A 19,462-nucleotide genomic window follows, 5' to 3' on the forward strand; every position below is an offset into this window, starting at 1 on the left:
CCCGCTTCCGGCGATGTCGGCAGGGGCAGGCCCGAGCGAAGCAATTTTCGGCTATCGCACCCTTCCTCTTCGAGGCTCCCAGCAGGAACCCTTGCAGAACACTTACGGAACGTTTAACGTGTTCGTGGTTTGTTTCTGGTGCCATCCGCCGCGCTCCGTGGCGCTAACGAAGAGTGTCCCGCATGTTGACGCGTAAGCAGCTGGACCTGCTCCAGTTCATCCAGCTCCGGATGCGCGAGAGCGGCGTTCCCCCGTCGTTCGACGAGATGAAGGACGCCCTCGACCTGAAGTCGAAGTCGGGTATCCACCGCCTGATCACGGCTCTGGAGGAACGCGGCTTTCTGCGCCGGCTGCCCAACAGGGCGCGGGCCATCGAGGTCATCCGGATGCCGGAGAGCCTGGGCGGTCATGCGGGCGCCCCCCGCGCAGCCCCGGTTCCCGAGGTTCGTCGGTTCACGCCGAGCGTCGTCGAAGGCGGCAAGGGCAAGGGTCTGCCGGCCGGCGCCTCGGTGTCCCGCCTGCCGACCACGCAGGCCACCGACGAGAGCGGCCGGGCCGTGACGATCCCGGTCATGGGGCGGATCGCGGCCGGTACGCCCATCTCGGCCATTCAGGAGCAGAGCCATTCGGTGACGATGTCTCCGGATTTCCTGGCCGGTGGCGAGCACTACGCCCTGGAGGTTCGCGGGGATTCCATGGTCGATGCCGGGATCCTCGACGGTGATCTGGTGGTGATCCGTAAGCAGGACACGGCCAATACGGGCGACATCATCGTGGCTCTCATCGACGACGAAGAAGCGACCCTGAAGCGTCTCCGTCGGCGTGGATCGTCCATCGCCCTGGAAGCGGCCAACCCGGCTTATGAGACCCGGGTCCTCGGCCCGGATCGGGTACAGATTCAGGGGCGCCTCGTCAGCCTCGTACGCCGCTACTGAAGGGGTTCCCCGTCCGGTTCGTCGCCGGATGGATCCGACGGATCGCCGGCCCGCTCAAGGGTCTCTGCCACCGTCGACGGTGTCGAGGGCGGAACCGGCGTACCCGACGGTTCCATCGGCTTCCGCAACGGTGTCGCGCGCCAGGGTACGATTTCGCCGGAATGCTTCGCCGTGGCGAGAGACGGCCCATCGCGGGTGAATCGGATCGACGTCGCGCCGTGCGACCCTAAGAAATCCCGGTCGACGATGATCGAGGCGGCACAGCCTGCCGGTGCGGATTGCCGGGTGATCAGGATCGCGGCCCTGGCGCAGTCCTCACCGAGCGCACGCTTGTCGGTGGTCAGGGCGAGCACGCGGCCGTCGGGCGTCGTCAGGGTACAACCCAGGCGATTACAGCGCGAGCCCTCGAACCCGAGGACGTCCTGCACTCGTCGGTCGTCTCCGTCGGCCTTGAGCCATTGTGCGAGCACGAAGGGGGGCGGCCGTCCGAGGGTGGCGAGGCGCCCGTTGCGTTCGCGAACGGCCGCGCCCGTCCCCTCACGATCGATGTAGACGTCGTAGCGATCCGGAAGGGCCGCACAGGCGATGCCGATTGCTGCCGGAATGAGGCCGAGCCAGCGCAGCGACGAGGCCGGGAGGGTCAGGACGATCAGCGCGGCCGCGAGACAGCCGAGGGCACCGGTGCCGAAGGCCGGGACCACCACGACGGCGTTTCCGAAACCCGCGATCCAGGTGGAAATGGTCAGCATTCCCCGCACGGCGAGGCCCATCGCCCACCAGACCGGCTGATCCAGGGCGAACGGATAGGCCAGGATGCCCAGAACCGCCGACGGCATCACCGCGAGGGAGACCAGCGGCAAGGTGAGCGCATTTCCGATGAGCCCGAACGGCTGCACCGTCTGAAAATGGTAGGTGGCGAAGGGCGCGGTGGCGATCTGGGCCACGAGGGTCGTCGCCAGCGTGCCGAGGACCGCCGTGATCGCGAGGGCGAAGATCCGGGGCAGCGGGCCGGCACCGTCGCGTCGCAGCGCGCGTCCGGTGATGAGCGGCGCGCAGGCGATCAGGCCCGCGACCGCTCCGAACGACATCTGGAAACTCGGGCCGAGGAGACCGTCCGGCTCCCGGGCCAGGGCGATCAGGGCGGCGATCGCCAGGTTGCGCATGCTGAGCGCTGGGCGGTCGACCAGGATCGCGCCGAGCATCACCAGGGTCATGATCAGCGATCGCTCGGCGGCGATGTCCCAGCCGGAGAAGACGCAGTAGGCCGTCACGCCCACCATGGCGACGGCCGCGGCGATCTTCTTGATGGGCCAGTTCAAAGCCGCGAACGGGACGATGGCCAGCAGTGCCCGCACGAGCCAGAACACCACGCCGGCGGCCAGGACCATGTGAAGGCCCGAGATCGAGACCACGAGGTTGCGGATTGGCTTGCACAGGCGCTACGACGGCTGAAGGTACGAAACCCTGGGCGATCCGATGGCTTCCAAGACTGCAAGCGCCCCCGCCCCCGCCGTTGCCTATTCCTACATCCGGCTGAGCTCGAAGCGGCAGGCGAACGCCGAGGACCAGCAGAAGTATCGTGACGGCTTCCGGCGTCAGGTGCAGATGCGTGAGGATTACCTCGCGGAGAACCCGCACCTCACGCTCGACACCACCTTGGTGTTGCACGACATCGGCGTTTCCGCATTCCACCGCGACAACATCAATCCGAAGAAGGGCGGCAAGCTCGCGGCCTTCCAGCGAGCGGTCGAGGATGGACGCGTGGCGAGGGGCAGCTACCTTCTCGTCGAAAGCCTGGATCGCTTCTCCCGCGCCGACGTCAACATCGCGCAGCACGCGCTGCTTGGGCTCATCAACGCAGGGATCATCGTCGTCTCGCTCACGGACAATAAGCGTTACGACGCCGACGGCGACGACCCGGCCCAGGGCGCCAATTTCCTCTTTTCCGTGATGACCCTGATGCGGGCGCACGAGGAATCCAAGGTCAAATCCAGGCGGCTCCAGGCGACCTGGGAGGAAAAGCGCAAGAAGGTCGCCCAGGTGAAACTGACCGCCCGAGCCCCGGGCTGGCTCCGCCTCGTCGACGGCAAGTTCGAACCCATCGAGCATCGTGTCGAGACCGTGCGCGAGATCCTGCGCATGCTGGCCGACGGTTACGGTCGCGACCGCATCGCCGCGGTCCTGAACGCGGACGGCGCGGAGTGTTGGGGGCACGGCCGCCAATGGCACGGGGGCACGATCCAGAAGGTGACCGACAACCGGGCGCTGATCGGCGAATTCCAGCCGCACAAGCTCGACATCAAGGACGTGGACGGGGTCCGTACCTCGAAAAGGGTCGCGGTAGGTCCGCCCATCCCTGATTACTTCCCGCGCGTCGTGAGCGAAGAGCTATGGAACAGCGCTCGCCTCGTCGCCGACAAGCGACGGCTGGGCCGGGGGAGGAACTCGGGCGGACGCACCGGGGTCGTGTGCTCGAACCTCTTCGGAGGGGTCGCGGTCTGCGGTCTTTGCCGGAACCCGATGGTTTATCGTGACCGGGGACCCCGGTCGACGCCGGTGCTTCGCTGCTCAAGCCAACGCGTCGGAGCCTGCAAGAACGACTACCGCTTCCCGTATCTCGACACGGAAGAGGTCATCCTGTCGTGGATCGTGAAGGTCGACCTCTCCGGAGGGGCCAAGAGCGAACTTGCCTCGAAGGAGAAGGAACTCCTCGGGAAGATCGCCAAGCGGGAGGAATTGAAGGCGCGCGGCGAGGCCATGGTTCGCAGTCTCAGCGACTTCATGGATTTCGCCGAGGGGCCCTTCGCCGAACTGAAGGCCGGACGGGCGGCCCTGGACGTCGAGATCGCCGACATCACGGGCAGGATCACGGCCCTCAAGGGGGCAGGGAACCGCGACGAACGGGAGACCGCTGTCGGGATCCTCCATGACCTGAGAAGGATGGGGGCCCCGGCCGAGGATGTGTACGCGGTCAGGTCGCGGTTGCGCCAGATGATCCGCGACACCTTTGTCCACATGGACTGCTACCCGCTGGGGGACATCTCGGTCCACACCATCGACAACGAACTCAACTTCTTTCGCGATGGCTTCTGGTGGAACGAGGAGGACGATCTTTGGATCCCCTCCTCCAGGGCACTCATGCATGGTGGGCAGTTCGCCACCCGGCCGGAGATGGCCCGGCGCCGCATCTGGACGGATGCGGAGGACGAGGCCCGCAAGCTCAGGCGCCCCGAGGAGTATCGCGACGCCGGGTCGGAGGACTGAACGTTCACCGAGGCCAGGGCCCACGTCGGTCGTCAGGCCTGGGCTGGCCATGGTATCCGTCGGAGGCCAGAACCTTGGTGGACACCGCGACGGCGAGGATATGGCCGCCAGCCGATCCCGACGACATCGATGCTGTCGGCGCACCGGTTTCCGTGTCCGGGGGGGCGGACCAAAGGCGCGAATGGTCGCTACGCGGACCGCGCGATGGGGCACCCGCAGTTGCGCCGGCACAGGCTAAAGGACCGGCGGCAAGGTCAAGGCCGCCGCGGGAATGTCCGAGGGCGTGTGCCGTTTCCCCTGGATGCGGAAGAGGACCACCGCAGTCTCGACGGAGCTATCCGCCACGGTCCGGTGATGGACGTCGATCTGGTCGCGTATGTCGGGCTGGGCTCCGGCGCGGTCGTACAAGTCGAGCACCATCAGCATGGAGAGCGCGACGTTCGTGCCTTGGTATGAGATCGCTTGCGGCCCGTACCTGTCGACGAGGTCGGACGAGGCGAGTTTCGGGAAGGAGCGCTTCAATTCGGACGTCGTCTTGATCCACCTGAACGAGAACAAGACGTCGACGCGACCTCCACCGAGATCCCGAGCCTCGGGCCGGCAGATTTCCGCGAGGCGGGAGCCCATCAGGTAATTGACGAAGTCGTGCTGGAGTTCGGCCTCCAGCGGCGGTTTGGCCTTGTCCCTGTTGAAGAGGTAGCCGACCCCAGGAAAGGTCGCCGTGCTGTAGTTGTAACGGGAGACCACGAACCGGGTGACGTCCAAAAGCAGGACGTCGAAAAAATCGCGCGCGTCGGCCTTCCCCCGATAATCGACGTTCGACTGCAGCGCGGCGATGACTGGGAGACCGACAACGTCGGGCGTCTGCGGCAGTCCGGCGAGACCTTGGCCAACCTGCTCGGCCTTGATCCGGCCGCCCTTCGCCATCGGACCCTCCAGGGCCTGCTCGGCGAGTTCGCCGATGAGACCAAGGGCGGCACCGGCGTCGATGCCGTCTTGGAGGCCATCGGCAGCCGCATGCCCTTCCGCGACCGCACGATTCGGCTCCGGACGCCGGCCGGCCGGCGCTGGCTCACCCTCAACGGACGGCCGGTCTTCGACGGCCACGGGACCTTCGTCGGGTATCGCGGCGTCGGATCGGACGAGACGGCCAGCCGCGAGGCGCAGGAGCGCATCGCCTTCCTCGCGGGTCACGACAACCTGACGGGCCTGCCGAACCGCTCCGCCTTCCAGGAGGCGCTTCAGGCCCTCTGCGGCACGGCGGCACCGGACGCAGGCCGGGGCGTGCTGCTCTACCTCGATCTCGACGGCTTCAAGGCCGTGAACGACCGGCGTGGACACGTCGTCGGCGACCGCCTCCTCGGCGAGGTCGCCCGGCGCCTGACGGGCCTGTGCGGACCGGATGCCGCCGCGTTCCGCCTCGGCGGCGACGAGTTCGCCGTGGTCGCGCGCGGCCTCGGCAAGGAGGAGACGGCTACACTGGCCACGGCCATCGTGGCCGAGATCCGACGGCCCTTCCTCATCGACGAGGCACGCCTGGAGATCGGGGTCAGCATCGGCATCGCCTCGGTGCCGGACGACGCCATGGACCCGGAGACCCTCCTCGCACGCGCCGATCTCGCTCTCTACGGCGCCAAGGCCGGAGGCAAGGGCCGTTGGCAGCGCTTCGACCCGTCCCTGGAGGAGCGCGTCCAGCGTCAGCGCGAGCTCGACACGGACATGCGCGATGCATTGGCTGCCGACCAGATGGAGCTGCACTACCAGCCGCTGGTCGACATGCGCAGCGGTCGCGTCACCGGCTTCGAGGCGCTCCTGCGCTGGGACAAGCCCGGGCACGGCTGGGTCTCGCCGGGCGAGATCATCCCCATCGCCGAGGCCACGGGCTTCATCGTCGAGATCGGCCGCTGGGCCCTGCGCCGCGCCTGCACGGACGCGCGCCGTTGGCCGGACCTCGGTGTCGCGGTGAACATCTCCTCCATCCACGTGCGCATGCCGAGCTTCCACGAGGAGGTCGCCGCCATCCTGCGGGAGACGGGGCTGGCCCCCGAACGGCTTGAGATCGAGATCACGGAGTCCGTGCTGCTCGACCACGGCGAGGAGGTCCTAGAGAACCTGAAACGGCTGCGCGCCACCGGCGTGCGCATCGCCCTCGACGATTTCGGCACGGGCTATTCCAGCCTGAGCTACCTCACGGAATTCCCCTTCGACAAGGTGAAGGTCGACCGCTCCTTCGTGCGCGACCTGCAGGGACGGCCCGAGAAGGTGGCGGTCGTCGACGCCATCGCCCGCATGGCCCGGGCCCTCTCGATGAACGTGACGGTCGAGGGCGTGGAGACCCAGGCGCAGCTCGACGTCCTGAGGGCCAAGCGCTGCGACATCGCGCAGGGCTTCCTCTACAGCCCGGCGCGGCCCGCCTCGGAGATCCTGGCCCTCATCGACCGCATCGAAGACGCCGCCCCGGCCATGAGTGCATCCCGGAACCAGGCGAGGATGCGCACCGAGTTCGCCCTTGTCTAGGTCCCCGGGCGGTCTCGGGACCCGTGCCGCCGGTCGACCCGCGCCCAGGACGAGGGAGGCTCCGGTCGATGAATGCAGGCCGATGTGACCGGGTCGCCGTGAGGTCATCGAAACGACGGCGAGTTTTGGAAGCCGATGTCATGAAATCTGTCAAATCGGCGCTGCGGTACAAGGGGTGGTCTGAAAGACAGTTTTCATGCCATTTTAGCTTTGGATTGAAAGTTTTTGCGCGTTAGCCCATTGCGTTGGGCCGAACGCAGTCTAATGTCGAGCTTGGGTAACGAACTCCGAATTTGACGGGCCGAACCCTTTCGACGCCCCCGTCCACGCCTCGTAGTCGGGTCGGGCTTTGAATGGGAGACGCTCGCCCGAGATGGGCTTCGTCGTGGGAACGCAACGCTGCCTTCCGGATCCTCGCCGCCTCGACGAACCGTTGGTGTCGGCGCCCGGGCGATGCTTCGCGATGAAACCGACCTTCGGTCCCGAAGGCGGGTGGCTACCGTTCCCGGGACGCAGGAAGCCGGCACCGATGCCCCTGGATGCTTCGGACTTGGGTACCGCCGAGCATTGGCTGGCCGCCATCGTCGAGTCCTCCGACGACGCCATCATCTCGAAGTCCCTCGACGGTCGCATCACGACCTGGAACGCGGCTGCCGAGCGCCTGTTCGGGTATTCCGGCCTGGAGACCATGGGCCAGCCGGTCGCCATGCTGGTACCGGAAAATCGCTTGGGCGAGGCGTCGCTGATCCTCGACCGCATCCGGCACGGCGAGCGGGTGGAGGCCTACGAGACCCAGCGCCTGCACAAGAACGGCTCCGTCATCGACATCCTGCTGCGCGTCTCACCGATCCGTAACGGAGACGGACGGGTGGTCGGGGCCTCCAAGATCGCGCGCGACATCTCCGAGCGCCGCGCGGCCGAGCGGCACCGGCGCCGTCTGCAGGACGAGCTGAACCACCGGGTAAAGAACACCCTGATGACCGTCCAGTCGATTGCCAGCCATACGCTGCGCAACTCGCCCGAGCCGGCCGCGTTCCGGCGCGCCTTCGAGGCGCGGATCAACGCCCTGTCGCGGGCCCATGACCTGCTGGAGATGGGCCGGTGGGCATCGGTCGAGCTCGCGGATGTGCTGGCGCGCAGTCTCGCGCCGCTCGCGGATGTCGCGCGCATCCGGATGGGTGGCCCCTCGGTCCAGCTTGGTCCGGAAGCGACCGTGTCCCTCGGCCTGGCCTTCAACGAACTCACCCTCAACGCCGTGGCCGCGGGTGCCTTGTCCGGACCGGATGGCCGCCTGGCGGTGACCTGGGAGACGGCCGACAGCGGCGACGGGCGCGGCCCGTGCCTGCGTCTCGACTGGCTGGAGCGCCTGGAGCGGCCCATCGCCACCCCGACCCGGAAGGGGTTCGGGCGCCGCTACCTGGAAGATGCCCTCGGACGGCAGCTCGGTGGCAGCGTCGCCCTGACCTTCCGGCCCAAGGGGTTGCGCTGCCATCTCGACCTTCCCTTGGAAGCGCTGCGGTCGTCCGCGTTCGGCCCATGACAAGGGACGTCGGAACCGACCACCGTCCCGATGGGGCGACCGGCACCGATGGAGGTTCCCTCCTCCCTGACGGCATCGCCGATCCGGACCGCTTGGCGACCCTGGCGAGCTACGGCATCCTCGACACCGCGCAGGAGGAAGCCTTCGACGCCATCGTCCGGCTGGCGACCGAGCTCTGCGGGGCGCCGGTCGGCATGATCACCCTCGTCGCCGCGGACCGGCAGTGGTTCAAGGCCCGCGTCGGGGTCGAGCATGCCGAGACGCCGCTGGACCACGCGATCTGCGCGCATGCCCTGACCGAGACGGCCCTCCTCGTCATTCCCGACTTGAGCGAGGATCCCCGCACCCGGGCGAACCTGTCCGTGACGGGTCCGGCGGCGATGCGCTTCTACGCCGGCGCCCCCTTGCGGGACGCATCGGGGCACGGTCTCGGTACGCTATGCGTGATCGACCGTAGCCCCCGCGAGGGCGGTCTGAGCGGGAGACAGGCCCAGGTCCTGAGATCCCTCGGCGACCAGGTCATGGCCCTGATGCAGGCGCGGCGCAGCCTGATGGAGGCACGACGTGCCCTGGGTACGCAGCAAGAGACGTCGTCCCGGCTTCAAGCGAGCGAAGCCTTCTTGAAGAGTATCCTGTCGGCGTCGCCGGATTGCATCAAGGTGCTCGATCTCGAAGGCCGCCTCACCTTTATGAACGAGCCCGGCCAGCGCGTCATGGGGATCGACGATTTCTCGACCGTCGCCGGAACCGCCTGGCATCGGTTCTGGACCGGGCCGTACGCCGCCCAGGCACGGACGGCGGTCGCGAAGGCGCGCACGGGTGGCGTCGGCCGGTTCGAGGGCTGGGCCGATACGCGCAAGGGCGTTCCCAAATACTGGGAGGTCGTGGTGTCCCCGATCAAGGACGCCGAGGGCCGGCCGGAGCGTCTCCTCGCCGTGTCGCGCGACCAGACGGACGCCTACGAGGCCGGGCGGCGGCAGGACGCCCTGACGAGCCTCGGCGAACGCCTGAGGGAGCTCGACGAGCCCGATGAGGTCGCGGCGGAGGTGGCGCAGGCGGCGGCCTGGGCGCTCCGGCTCACCCGGGCAGCCTACGGCACCGTCGACGCTACCGAGAGCACCATCGCCTTCAACCGCGATTACGCTAGGCCCGGGCAGGCCAGCGTGGTCGGGCGGCACCGCTACACGGATTACGGAAGCTACGTCGACGACCTGCGTCTCGGGCGGTGTGTCGCCATCGCCGACGTACGGACGGACCCGCGGACGGCGTCGAACCTGGAGGCGCTCGGGCGCTACGGCATCGGCGCGCTCGTCAACGTTCCGGCGATGGCGGCCGGGCGCCTCGTCGGCGTCCTCTGCCTGCACGACGGGGAACCGCGTGCCTGGACTGACGAGGAGCTGTCCTTCGCCAAGGCCGCGGCGGAACGGGCCCGCCTCGCCTTGGAACGCATCGCCGCCGAGGAGCAGCAGCGGCTGCGCACGCAGGAGGTCAGCCACCGATTCAAGAACCTGCTGACGGTGGTCCAGGCCATCGCCACCCAGACCATGCGCTCGGCCAACGACCTGTCCGCCGCGACGGAGGTTCTGGCCGGGCGCCTGGCGGCCTTGGGGCGATCCCAGGACCTGCTGCTCGACGGGCGCATGGGCGGCAGCTCGATCCTCGACATGGCGACGCGCGCCCTCGACCTGCACGCCGAGGCGGCATCGCGCTTCGACGTCTCGGGACCGGAGGTGCGGATCGGCGCCAAGGTCGCTCTGCCGTTCTCCCTGATGCTGCACGAATTGGCCACGAACGCCGTCAAGTACGGCGCACTCTCGAACGACACCGGCCGGGTCAGCCTGTCATGGCAGGTGCACGGCGAGGGCGACGCGGCGAGGCTGCGCCTGACTTGGCGCGAGAGCGGCGGCCCACCCGTCTCACCCCCATCGCGAAAGGGGTTCGGGAGCCGGTTGATCGAGCGTGGGCTTCCCGGTCGGGTCGGAGCCGTCGCCGAGGTCTCCTATGCCGCGACGGGCCTCGTCTTCTCGGTCGAGGCCTCCGTGGCGGCCTTCGAGGTCGAGGACTGAGGCTGGGGATGGGTCTTACGGGTCGTGGGTTCCGACACCGGCACACCGGTGGCCGGGGCAATCTCGCGCGCCGCTCGACGTCGGTCCCGTGCCCCTTCCCGTTCGTAGGGCGCGAACCGGGGACGGTCCGAGGTCCGGTGGTATCGTGCCGTTCGCCATCGCGGGCTCCCGAACGTGTCTCGGGCAGGGCCTTACTCGACGAAGGACCAGGCCGCGCGCAGCGCCCTCGTTTCCTCCTCGTCCAAGGGCGCCAGCCACGCCATGTCCTTGGCCTGCGTGGGACCGGCATCGGGCTTGGCCAGTCCGGAAGGCACCGGGAAGGGTACCGGTCGCAGCGCAACCCTGCGCCGCAGGTTGTGGCGCCGGGCGACCCGTGTCGGATTGTCTAACGAGAAAGTCTGCCTCATGGCGGCCTCCGAAAGACGTCTTGCAGCCGGAAGGCCGCAAGGCGGTCCATGACGTAAGGGTTCGAACGTTCGTTGAGCCAGATCAAGCGACCGCAACTCTTCCCGGGGCCGATGCCGCGGTCGGACCTCAACTTGGCATCGGCGTTCTCCGCGACCCCGGGCATCCCAAGGCGCGCCGAGCCTAACCAAGTGACGCGGCCGATGCGAGCCGAGCAATGGGTGCGCATCCTCCGGAACACGGACAGGATGGGGCTCATGATGCCTCGCCATGCGGGAGGGCGTCCTCGACGATGACGGGCGCGCGGAGCTTTCGGCCGACCTCGCCGGCCGCCTTCAGGCCCGCCTGCACCGCGTCCGCGCGCGCGTGGTATTCCGGACGCGACCGAAGGATCAGCAGACGGGGTGGTCCACGATAGATCGCCCAGGCCCATGGCGCGGGGGCGATGCCGACGGCCTCGGCTCGGACCGTCAGGAGATCGGTTGGGTCATGGGACATGGCGAATTCATATCCTGTCGGAACCCTTCTTGCCTGGGAACGTCGATTGCTTCCTGACGGCTTTCCGTACGGTCAAGGCCCTCCGGAACGGCCCACGGCCGCGCCCGGGCGACGACCCCGCAGTCCGTGATCCGGCTTGCCTATGGCTTCGAATGCGCCGAGCGCGTTCCTCACACGGTCCAGCAGGGGTGGCAGGGGGCGTGACCCGAACGGGTCCTCCGCCACGTAGGCCACGAGGATGCGTGCGATCAGCTCGATGCGCTCGCGTCGCCTTGGATCGAGGCAGGGATGCGGGGCCCGCCGCGCGTGGTCGCCAGTCCCAAGGGCGGGCGAACGCTTCGAAGGTTGGGCCCGGCATGGGCGCGACGGCTTCATCGAAGCTCCGCAGTGCTACTGCAAAGGGCCACTGCAGACTACGACCGCCAGTCCGGCCGGGGTCTGTCCGCACATCGTGCACGTGAGACGTCGCGCCACCGTCACGACGCTTTCCGAAGCGCCCGCGTCGAGTTCTTCCCAGGTGGCCCAGGTCGAGACCCGGCAGCTTGGACAGTGTGGGATGCGCAGGCCCCGATGGCCGGAGCGTTGCCAGTCGGCGACCGTCTGCAGGAAGGCGTCGCTCATGTCGCCCCCCCGGTCCGAAGCGCATCCGCGCGCACGTCGTAGGCGATCCGAAGGGTCGCTGGGGGTGGTCCCCCGATCCCCGGATGGTCGGGTTCGCCGCGCAGGTCCGCGATGATCCCGTCGAGCTCGGAAGCGGCCGTCGTGTAGAGTTGGAAGGCGCAGCGCCGGGACGCGCGCTCGGTCGGGTCGGATGCGGACCCGATCCCTGCGAATTCATACCAGGCTTGCTGGCGTAGCCTCGTGGCGAGGTGCCGATACTGCTGCAGGATGTCGACGCCGACCTCGCGCCCCTTCTCCTCAACGGCTCTCTGGTCCGTGTCGACGAGCGATAGGATGATGCTCTGTGCCATCGTCATTCTCCATGGGGGAACTGAGCGTTTGGCTTGGGGTCGGGGTACGGACGAGCCGAAGCGGCCTCGACGTCCCCCTGTGTGATGCCCGCGCCGAGGACCGGCGGGGATGAACCGAGGTGACGGGGAAACCTGACGTGCTGACGGTCACTCCATTGAAGGGGTTGGATCGAGGTTGTTCGTACGCATCGCCGACGTCCGCCGGACGGCACGAAGCCCGTCGTCGGGCGCATCCGAATCCAGGGCGGGGTTCGTGGGTTGCGGTGCGACTAGAACCAATACGCCCGCGCTTGTCCAGCTACGAAAGACTTCATAACGGTAGTTATTGTGAGATTCTTCGCGCTCCGTGATGCAATTTATGCCATTGAATACATTGCGCGAAATTGCATGTAGACGGTTTGCCGGCTTCAACACCGCATACGCCTGTATCCATGTCGAGGGCGGAGTGCCGTCGCATCGGCGCCGATCTCCGCGCCTTAGCCGCCTGACTAACTGAGAGGTAATCGATCAATCGCATCAGGCGAACGAGATATTCATCTTGACGTGGCGTGAAACGTATCTTGCAATTCCCGTGTTACCGAAGTTTCCCGTTCATCGGGCTAGGCGCGCCGAAACTTCTTCGGTGTATTTTTGCCCTATGGAAACCGTAGGGACGAATATCGTGAAGCTCAACCTGAAGATCACACTCGTCGGTCTCGTGCTGACCCTATGCGTGGTGGCGACGGGGGCCATCGGGTGGTCGCTGCACTCCATCGGCACTTTGAACGCCGAGATCGCCGAGGTCACCGGGATGCGCATGCCGGCGGCCGTTATCCTCGGCAACGTCGAGACCTCAGTGGCCACCCACCGCATCCGGCACTACCGCTACATGACAAGCGAAACCCCGGAGATCCGCGCCACCTCGGCCGGCCTGCTCCGGAAGGAGGCGGACCATCTGGGGGGGCTGCTCGCGGCGTACGAGGCACGCGCCACGAGCAGCGAGGAGAGAGCCCTCCTCGACCGGTTCCGTACCGCCTGGGCGGCGAGCGAGGCGACATGGGCCGAGGTGGTGCGATTGGGCGATGGCTCCGGGCATGACGAAGCCATGCGCCATTTCCGCAGCGAGGGCCGCAAGACCTACGATACCGCCTTGGCGGTGCTGGAGGAAGGTATCGCGCTCAACCAGCGGCAGGTCGCCGCCGCGAGCGAGGAAGCCGCCATCGTCGGGGCTCGCGCCCGTTTGGTGGGCATCGTCAACCTCGGCGTCCTTCTCCTCGTCGGCTCCATCGCCGTGCTCGTCAGCGTATTGCGTGTCGTGCGGCCCCTCGACCGTATGACCGCCACCATGGACCGGCTGGCCTCCGGCGACGCCTCGGTCGAGGTGCTTGGACGCGAGCGCCGGGACGAGCTCGGCGCGATGGCCAGGGCGGTGCAGGTGTTCAAGGAGAACCTCCTGCGGGGACGCGCGCTGGAGGCCGAGGTCGAGCGTGGCCGCATCGAGGCCGAGGCACGGCGCAAGGCCGGCCTGAACGAGATGGCGGCCGGCTTCGAGGCGGCCGTCGGCTCCATCGCCGGCATGCTCTCGGCGGCCGCCACCGAGCTGCACGCCACCGCCCACACCCTGACGGGCAGCGCCACGGAAGGGGCGGCCCAGTCCACCAGCGTCGCCGCCGCAGCCGAGCAGACCTCTGCCAACGTTTCCACCGTCGCGGCCGCGGCCGAGGAACTCGGAGCCTCGGTTTCCGAGATCGCCCGTCAGGTGGAGGGCTCGGTGACGCTCGCGGCCCAGGCCGTCGGTCAGGCCGATCAGACGGCCGGACTGGTGCGGGAGCTCAGCCAGGGCGCGTCCCGGATCGGGGACGTGGTCGGGATGATCTCGGGCATCGCCAGCCAGACCAATCTCCTGGCGCTCAACGCCACCATCGAGGCGGCGCGCGCCGGCGAGGCGGGCAAGGGTTTCGCCGTCGTGGCTTCCGAGGTGAAGGAGCTGGCCTCGCAGACCTCGAAGGCGACGGAGGAGATCGGGCGCCAAATCGCGGCAATGCAGGCCGTGACGGGCCAGGCGGTGGACGCCATCGCCCAGATCGCGGGGCGCATCCGCGAGATCGACGCCTCGACGGGGTCCATCTCGACAGCGGTCGAGCAGCAGGGCGCGGCGACGCAGGAGATCGTGCGCAACGTGGCTCAGGCCGCCCAGGGCGCCGGCGAGGTGACCTCAGGCATCACCTCGGTCGCTACGGCTTCCGGCGAGACCGGGGCGGCGGCTACCCAGGTGCTGAGCTCGTCGGGCGAGGTGGCAAGGCACGCAGAGCAACTCTCGTCCGAGATGGCGCGGTTCCTGGCAACCGTGCGTGCGGCCTGAGGCGGATCGGCGTTCCGACGACGCCAGTTCCCATCCGACCTCGAAGATCCGACAGGGTTGGCCGATGCGGCTTCCTTGCCGGAGCCGGAGCGGGCGCGAGGACCATCGACGACGGGCGACGTCGCGTCCTTGTTCGACGTAGCCCGCGTGGCGGTCCCGGGCACGCCCGGCGCGGTTCCCGACGCACCGGCAGATAGGATCCCCGCGAGGCCATGACCATCATCGACGGCACCTTCCTAGGGGCGAAGCCCGAAGCCGAGGTCGCGCCGCAGGAAAGGCTTCGACATCCTCTTCATCTCTTCCTCGTTCCGCATGCCTGATAGTCCCCAGTACGAGCACGCTGTGGCTTGCGTCCAGGAGGCGTCGAGGGCGACATCCCCATTCGAGACCCAGGCATGAACCAGCGGTTCCGTGCTGCGGGGCCTAAGCGCGAAACCTCGGGTCTAGACGCCCCAACCGGCCTGGGCGAGCTCGCGGGCGACCGCGAAGCACGTCCCCGGCTCCCTCATCCCGATGCCGCTCGGAAGGGCACGGGCCGCGAAGGCCCTGCCGTGACGGCGAAGGAAGGCGAGGTCGTCCGGGCTCAAGTGCCGGGAAGCGCAGAGTGCGGCGAGGACGGGATCCTCCATGGTTTGGCCTTCCGTGTGACCGTGATGGTAAGCCGGTCGCGAGGGCCATGGACGCGCACGCGGTCCATCTGGCTCGCCGCAGCCATTCGGCCAAGGTCCGCACGTTCGTCCTTGCCATCGTGGTGGCGATGGGCGCGAAACGGGAAGCCCGGGGCGCGAAGGGTCGATCCCGGCCGGACCGTAATGCCAGAAGCATCCTGCAACAGGCTCGACGCCGGCGGGACCCTTGCCTCGCCCCGGCGGGAGCGCGGCGCATAGGTCCCACAGGCGCAGGCTGCCCGCCGGCCTCCTCATGCGACGAGCGCCACCGCGGACGGCCCCTTGGCCCCAACCCATGTCCCCGCCTGGATGCCGTCTACCGGCCGCACCCGGTCAGGCTCGTACCGACGGAAATGAGGGCGATGCCCCCGGCGCCGAGCAGGAGACGTCCCACGACGTTGAGGGCCAACGTATGACCGACGTATGCCGGTCGCCGCCCCGGCATGGGCATGTCGTCGTTCGCAGGGGGATTCGGGCAGCCTCCCCACGGCAAGGCCGTTCCCACGCCCGAGATGGCGGGCATCGTTGCCTTCCGCGGATGACTGCGGTGCGCGCACATGGGCCCGCCCCTTTCGTCGGCGATCATGCTCCGCGTCCGTCGAGGCCGCAAGCCGGTGGACCGACGTACCGACCCACGGATCGTACGCTCAGGGACTGGCCTCAAGGGACACCACCTCGTCGCCATGCCACCGCACCTGAAAGCCGGCCTCGGCGGTCGCTTCCGAGACGATGGCTTTCCAGTCCGAAGGATGGCGCTCGGCGGCCCGTTCATAGACGAGTTCGCAGATGCGCGTGACGCTCCCAATGGACGTCGCGCCGCGGCTGGTCCAGTAGCGGTTCAGGCTGGCGAAGGCGACGTCGTACAGGCGCGCCTGCTCGGCAGCGAGGAAATCCAGCCGCATGTCCTCGAATTCAGCGGGTCCGAGCATCGGCAAGGCGCTCCCAGGTCACAGCCATGTCGATCCGGCGGATGCCGAACCGACCCCGTCCTGCCGGGACTACGGCAATGCACCGATCATGCCCTTGGCCTCGCTCATGGTGTTCTCGCAGGCATGCTTGTCGCCGCTGCGGTCCTCACCGCCTGCACGGAGAATGAGGGTTCGGGCCTCCGCCACGCGAGCGGCCGTCGAGACCATCCCGGGGTCGCTCGGCTCGTCGATGCGAGCCACTTGGATGCCTCGGGGCGAACCGACGCGGAGCGTGTGGCCTTCCTGCAGGCCGGTGACCTGGATGGCACCGGCGCTGTCCAGGCGCCGTTCGATGGTGCCGATCTGCTCGGCGCAGGAAGAGGCGAGCGCCGGAAGCGGCAGGACGGCGATGGCAAGGGTCGCGAGAATGTGGGCTGGGCGCATCTTGAGACTTCCCGGGAGGTGGCAGCATCCCAGTCTCGTTCCACGAACGGGTAACCGGATGCCGTCCCTCACGCGGCGATGCGAGGGTAGCGTCCACTCAACGGCTCGCCAGCGCTTTGTGTTGCATCGCAATATGAGGCGCGGGGCTGCCCTGCATTGGGCGACGCGACGAACCGTCAGACTTAAGTGCCCTCAGACCGCGAAAGCTCGCCGCAGGGCATCGGCGTCGTAGGGCTTCTTGACTACAGGCACGGTTCCGAGGTCAGCCGGGATCCTGAAGCTTTCGCCATAGCCCGTCGCGAAGGCGTAGGGGATGCCGAGTTCGGCCAGCCGACGCGCGACGGGGATGCTGGTCTCGGAACCGAGGTTGACGTCGAGGAGGGCCCGGTCGGGCGGCGATGCCTCGATCAGGCGCAGGGCGTCCCGGGTCGATGCCGCCATGTCGACGGTCTCGGCGCCGAGCGCGGTCAGCACCTCCTCGGCTTCCAGAGCGATGATCATGTTGTCCTCGACCACCAGGACCGTGCCGGTCAGCTGGAGAGGGACAACCGGCTGCTCGCGCTTGACGGGGGACGCGGAGACAGGCGAGGCGGCCCGAAGGTACACCGGTGGCAGCGAGAACCGCGCCTCGACGCCGGTGAGCTCGTAGCGAATCTCGGCCTCGCCCTGGAGCTCGTACGGGATCGACCGCTCAATGATGGTGGTACCGAAGCCACGCCGCTTCGGTGCGCGCACCGTCGGTCCTCCGCTCTCACGCCAGTGCAGGACGAGGTAGTCGAGCGCGTCGCGCTCCCAGCGGATGTCGACCCGGCCGTGCCGGTCGCAGAGAGCGCCGTACTTGGCTGAGTTCGTCATCATCTCGTGCACGACGAGCGCCATCGTCGAGAACGCCTGCGGCTCCAGGAGGACGTCGCCCCCCTCCAGCACCAGCCGGTCAGCCTTCTCACCAAGATAGGCGCCAGCCTCCAGGAGGATGAGATTGCGCAGGGAGCCGGGCCCCCAGTTCGAGGTGGTGATCTGGTCGTGCGCCCGGGCAAGGGCCTGGATGCGGCTGCCGACCAGGGCCGCGAACTCCTCGCCGCTGAGCTCGCTGGAGCGGCTCTGCGTGACCACGCCCCGGATCAGGTTGAGGATGTTGCGGACGCGGTGATTGAGCTCGGCGATAAGGAGTTCCTGCCGCTCCTGGGCGCCCTTGCGCTCCTTCTCGGCCGAATCCGTGAGCCGCAGGATGACCTCAAGCAGGGTGACCCGGAGTGCTTCGGCAGTCCGTAACTCGACCTCGGCCCAGGGAAGGGATCGCCCGTGCACGACCTCGCGCCAAGCCTCGAAGCTCTTGCGCGGGGTCAGGCGCACGCCGTTCGGGCCCGGGATCGCGGGCTTCTCGGGATTGCCCGCCCAGGTCACCGTACGCGAGACCTCGGAGCGGAAGAACACGAGGAAGTCGCGCGGGGTACGGGAGACCGGGATGGCGAGCATTCCGGCGGCGCGTTCGGTGAAGTCCCGTCCAGGCTCGTGCACCCGCCCGATCTCGTCGATGGCATAGGGTCGGCTCGCCGCGGTCCGGTTGAGGAAGCGTACGAGGCCGGCGAACTCCTCCGCCGTCGGCGTCGCGCCCTGGAGCGTGACCTCGCCGTTGACCCAGAGCCCGATGCCGTCGCAGGGCACGATGCCGGAGAGCTCGTCGAGGAAGCCGGAGAGCTCCTCAAGGCTGGTCCCGCCCGAGGCGAGCGCGCTCATCAGGCGGGTGTGGATCTCGCGCGAGCGGCCCTCCTGGGCGGCCTCGACCTCGCGCTCGCGGCTCTCCAGGATCCAGGAGAACATCTGCCCGAACAGCTCCGCGCCGGTCCGGCGCTCCAGGGAGATGTGGCGCGGCTCCATGTGGTGGCAGGCAAATAGGCCCCAGAGACGCCCGTTGCGCAGGATGGAGATCGAAAGCGAGGCGGCCACGCCCATGTTGCGCAGGTATTCGAGGTGGATCGGCGAGACCGTGCGCAGGGTCGAGAGGGAGAGGTCGAGCGGTTCGCCGTCGGGGTCGCGCGCCGGCACCACCGCGGCGCCGGGTGCGTCGACATCGGCGATGATGCGCAGCCAGTTGCGTTCGTAGAGGGCGCGGGCCTGCTTCGGGATGTCGGAGGCCGGATAGTGCAGGCCGACGTAGCGGTCGAGGCCGGAGCGCACCGCCTCCGCGACGACCTCACCCGATCCGTCCTGCGCGAAGCGATAGACCATGACCCGGTCGAAGCCGGTCAGCGCCCGCATCTGCCGGGCGGCCTCGCGGCAGAGCGGCTCGAACCCGGCCGTCTGTTGGAGACGGGTGACCATGCTGCGCACAAGGTTGCCGGCACTGAGGTGCTCCGGCGCGCTGGGTTCGGCCTCGATGACGATGGAGCGGCCCGAAAGGTGTAGGGCGACGTCGAACAGGGGCTGGTCCAGCAGCAACCGGACCCCGAACACCCGGTCGACGGCATCGGGGCCGCGCAGGGTCTGAAGGTGTCCCCGCAGGACGTGGATGGCCTCGCCGTCGATGAGCTCGTCCAGCGGCAGGCCGAGCATCGCCTCGACGGGACGCCCCAGCCATCCCGATGCATTCGCGCTCGCCCGCGCCACGATCCAGTCCGGGGACACGGCCAGCAGGAAGCCGAAGCCTTGGACGGCCCCGAGGATGTGGATCGGCTCGCGGTCGCACGAGCTCAGGTCGACGGATGCGGGGGGCTGGCCGTCAATCGTCTGGGTCATGTCTCGGGAAGCTTGGGGCACGCGGACCGCCTTTCGGTCCGCCTTGAATTCTCTTCCAAGGCATTCACGGCAAACCCATGGCGGTCAATGTAGAGAAAATGCGGAGATGCCCGTTCCGTCAATACGCTCTCGTTCCGGATCGAGGACGTGGTTTAATCATGCGGGAACG

Annotated in this window: 14 protein-coding genes and 1 pseudogene; 6 read left to right on the forward strand and 9 right to left on the reverse strand. The window is 68.1% G+C overall.

Annotation, left to right across the window (positions count from 1 at the left end):
* The first annotated feature begins 182 nt into the window (after positions 1-182).
* Positions 183-935 (forward strand): transcriptional repressor LexA, encoded by a 753-nt coding sequence (lexA, locus tag AC1MGR_RS17035; protein WP_108037387.1) that lies wholly within the window; start codon positions 183-185, stop codon positions 933-935.
* Here lexA and AC1MGR_RS17040 read toward each other — a convergent pair.
* Positions 929-2,347, reverse strand: a pseudogene (locus AC1MGR_RS17040) (ComEC/Rec2 family competence protein); the annotation flags it as partial. The gene lexA and the pseudogene AC1MGR_RS17040 sit on opposite strands and share 7 nt — an antisense overlap.
* Before the next feature lie 64 nt (positions 2,348-2,411).
* On the opposite strand from AC1MGR_RS17040, the gene AC1MGR_RS17045 reads away from it, so the two are divergent.
* Positions 2,412-4,199 carry a recombinase family protein gene (locus AC1MGR_RS17045; RefSeq protein ID WP_480232328.1) on the forward strand — a complete coding sequence of 596 codons (1,788 nt, stop codon included), beginning with the start codon at positions 2,412-2,414 and terminating at the stop codon, positions 4,197-4,199.
* Positions 4,200-4,433: 234 nt separating this feature from the next.
* Here AC1MGR_RS17045 and AC1MGR_RS17050 read toward each other — a convergent pair whose 3' ends face one another.
* Positions 4,434-5,126, reverse strand: a complete 693-nt coding sequence (locus AC1MGR_RS17050) for a hypothetical protein (protein WP_480232329.1) — start codon at positions 5,124-5,126, stop codon at positions 4,434-4,436.
* Here AC1MGR_RS17050 and AC1MGR_RS17055 point away from each other — a divergent pair.
* The 3 genes from AC1MGR_RS17055 (at position 5,085) to AC1MGR_RS17065 (ending at position 10,322) form a co-directional block, all read left to right on the forward strand.
* Positions 5,085-6,716 (forward strand): putative bifunctional diguanylate cyclase/phosphodiesterase, encoded by a 1,632-nt coding sequence (locus AC1MGR_RS17055; RefSeq protein ID WP_480232330.1) that lies wholly within the window; start codon positions 5,085-5,087, stop codon positions 6,714-6,716. The two genes, AC1MGR_RS17050 and AC1MGR_RS17055, sit on opposite strands and share 42 nt — an antisense overlap.
* A 529-nt stretch (positions 6,717-7,245) precedes the next feature.
* Positions 7,246-8,256, forward strand: coding sequence for a sensor histidine kinase (locus AC1MGR_RS17060; RefSeq protein ID WP_480232331.1), 1,011 nt, complete (start codon positions 7,246-7,248; stop codon positions 8,254-8,256).
* A complete protein-coding gene (locus AC1MGR_RS17065) occupies positions 8,253-10,322 on the forward strand; it encodes a GAF domain-containing protein (RefSeq protein WP_480232332.1) in 2,070 nt (689 codons plus the stop codon). Before AC1MGR_RS17060 ends, AC1MGR_RS17065 begins: the two co-directional genes overlap by 4 nt.
* A 191-nt stretch (positions 10,323-10,513) precedes the next feature.
* Here AC1MGR_RS17065 and AC1MGR_RS17070 read toward each other — a convergent pair whose 3' ends face one another.
* The 3 genes from AC1MGR_RS17070 to AC1MGR_RS17080 all read right to left on the reverse strand — a co-directional run bounded on the left by AC1MGR_RS17070 (position 10,514) and on the right by AC1MGR_RS17080 (position 12,196).
* A complete protein-coding gene (locus AC1MGR_RS17070) occupies positions 10,514-10,729 on the reverse strand; it encodes a hypothetical protein (protein ID WP_480232333.1) in 216 nt (71 codons plus the stop codon).
* A 253-nt stretch (positions 10,730-10,982) separates the two neighbouring features.
* Complete coding sequence (locus tag AC1MGR_RS17075) at positions 10,983-11,225, reverse strand: hypothetical protein (RefSeq protein ID WP_480232334.1); 243 nt, start codon at positions 11,223-11,225, stop codon at positions 10,983-10,985.
* Positions 11,226-11,842: 617 nt separating this feature from the next.
* A complete protein-coding gene (locus tag AC1MGR_RS17080) occupies positions 11,843-12,196 on the reverse strand; it encodes a hypothetical protein (protein WP_480232335.1) in 354 nt (117 codons plus the stop codon).
* Between the two features lie 661 nt (positions 12,197-12,857).
* On the opposite strand from AC1MGR_RS17080, the gene AC1MGR_RS17085 reads away from it, so the two are divergent.
* Positions 12,858-14,537 carry a methyl-accepting chemotaxis protein gene (locus AC1MGR_RS17085; protein WP_480232336.1) on the forward strand — a complete coding sequence of 560 codons (1,680 nt, stop codon included), beginning with the start codon at positions 12,858-12,860 and terminating at the stop codon, positions 14,535-14,537.
* A 443-nt stretch (positions 14,538-14,980) separates the two neighbouring features.
* On the opposite strand, the gene AC1MGR_RS17090 is transcribed toward AC1MGR_RS17085, so the two are convergent.
* From AC1MGR_RS17090 to AC1MGR_RS17105, 4 genes are all read right to left on the reverse strand, one after another.
* The gene (locus AC1MGR_RS17090) at positions 14,981-15,166 is read right to left on the reverse strand and encodes a hypothetical protein (RefSeq protein WP_480232337.1); all 186 of its coding nucleotides are present in this window, start codon (positions 15,164-15,166) and stop codon (positions 14,981-14,983) included.
* A 686-nt stretch (positions 15,167-15,852) separates the two neighbouring features.
* A complete protein-coding gene (locus tag AC1MGR_RS17095; protein WP_480232338.1) occupies positions 15,853-16,134 on the reverse strand; it encodes a hypothetical protein in 282 nt (93 codons plus the stop codon).
* Between the two features lie 69 nt (positions 16,135-16,203).
* On the reverse strand, positions 16,204-16,557 hold the full coding sequence (locus tag AC1MGR_RS17100; protein ID WP_480232339.1) for a hypothetical protein: 354 nt from the start codon (positions 16,555-16,557) through the stop codon (positions 16,204-16,206).
* A gap of 192 nt (positions 16,558-16,749) precedes the next feature.
* Positions 16,750-19,293: an HWE histidine kinase domain-containing protein gene (locus tag AC1MGR_RS17105; RefSeq protein WP_480232340.1), complete on the reverse strand. Its 2,544-nt coding sequence runs from the start codon at positions 19,291-19,293 to the stop codon at positions 16,750-16,752.
* Positions 19,294-19,462: the final 169 nt, after the last annotated feature.

The organism is Methylobacterium sp. BI1 (assembly GCF_056680125.1).

Excerpts from the sequence above, each read along its gene's own strand:
- AC1MGR_RS17050 (WP_480232329.1), bottom strand. The coding sequence starts at position 5,126 with ATGGCGAAGGGCGGCCGGATCAAGGCCGAGCAGGTTGGCCAAGGTCTC.
- AC1MGR_RS17095 (WP_480232338.1), bottom strand. The coding sequence starts at position 16,134 with ATGCTCGGACCCGCTGAATTCGAGGACATGCGGCTGGATTTCCTCGCT.
- AC1MGR_RS17045 (WP_480232328.1), top strand. The coding sequence starts at position 2,412 with ATGGCTTCCAAGACTGCAAGCGCCCCCGCCCCCGCCGTTGCCTATTCC.
- lexA (WP_108037387.1), top strand. The coding sequence starts at position 183 with ATGTTGACGCGTAAGCAGCTGGACCTGCTCCAGTTCATCCAGCTCCGG.
- AC1MGR_RS17100 (WP_480232339.1), bottom strand. The coding sequence starts at position 16,557 with ATGCGCCCAGCCCACATTCTCGCGACCCTTGCCATCGCCGTCCTGCCG.
- AC1MGR_RS17090 (WP_480232337.1), bottom strand. The coding sequence starts at position 15,166 with ATGGAGGATCCCGTCCTCGCCGCACTCTGCGCTTCCCGGCACTTGAGC.
- AC1MGR_RS17105 (WP_480232340.1), bottom strand. The coding sequence starts at position 19,293 with ATGACCCAGACGATTGACGGCCAGCCCCCCGCATCCGTCGACCTGAGC.
- AC1MGR_RS17065 (WP_480232332.1), top strand. The coding sequence starts at position 8,253 with ATGACAAGGGACGTCGGAACCGACCACCGTCCCGATGGGGCGACCGGC.
- AC1MGR_RS17060 (WP_480232331.1), top strand. The coding sequence starts at position 7,246 with ATGCCCCTGGATGCTTCGGACTTGGGTACCGCCGAGCATTGGCTGGCC.
- AC1MGR_RS17070 (WP_480232333.1), bottom strand. The coding sequence starts at position 10,729 with ATGAGGCAGACTTTCTCGTTAGACAATCCGACACGGGTCGCCCGGCGC.
- AC1MGR_RS17080 (WP_480232335.1), bottom strand. The coding sequence starts at position 12,196 with ATGGCACAGAGCATCATCCTATCGCTCGTCGACACGGACCAGAGAGCC.
- AC1MGR_RS17075 (WP_480232334.1), bottom strand. The coding sequence starts at position 11,225 with ATGTCCCATGACCCAACCGATCTCCTGACGGTCCGAGCCGAGGCCGTC.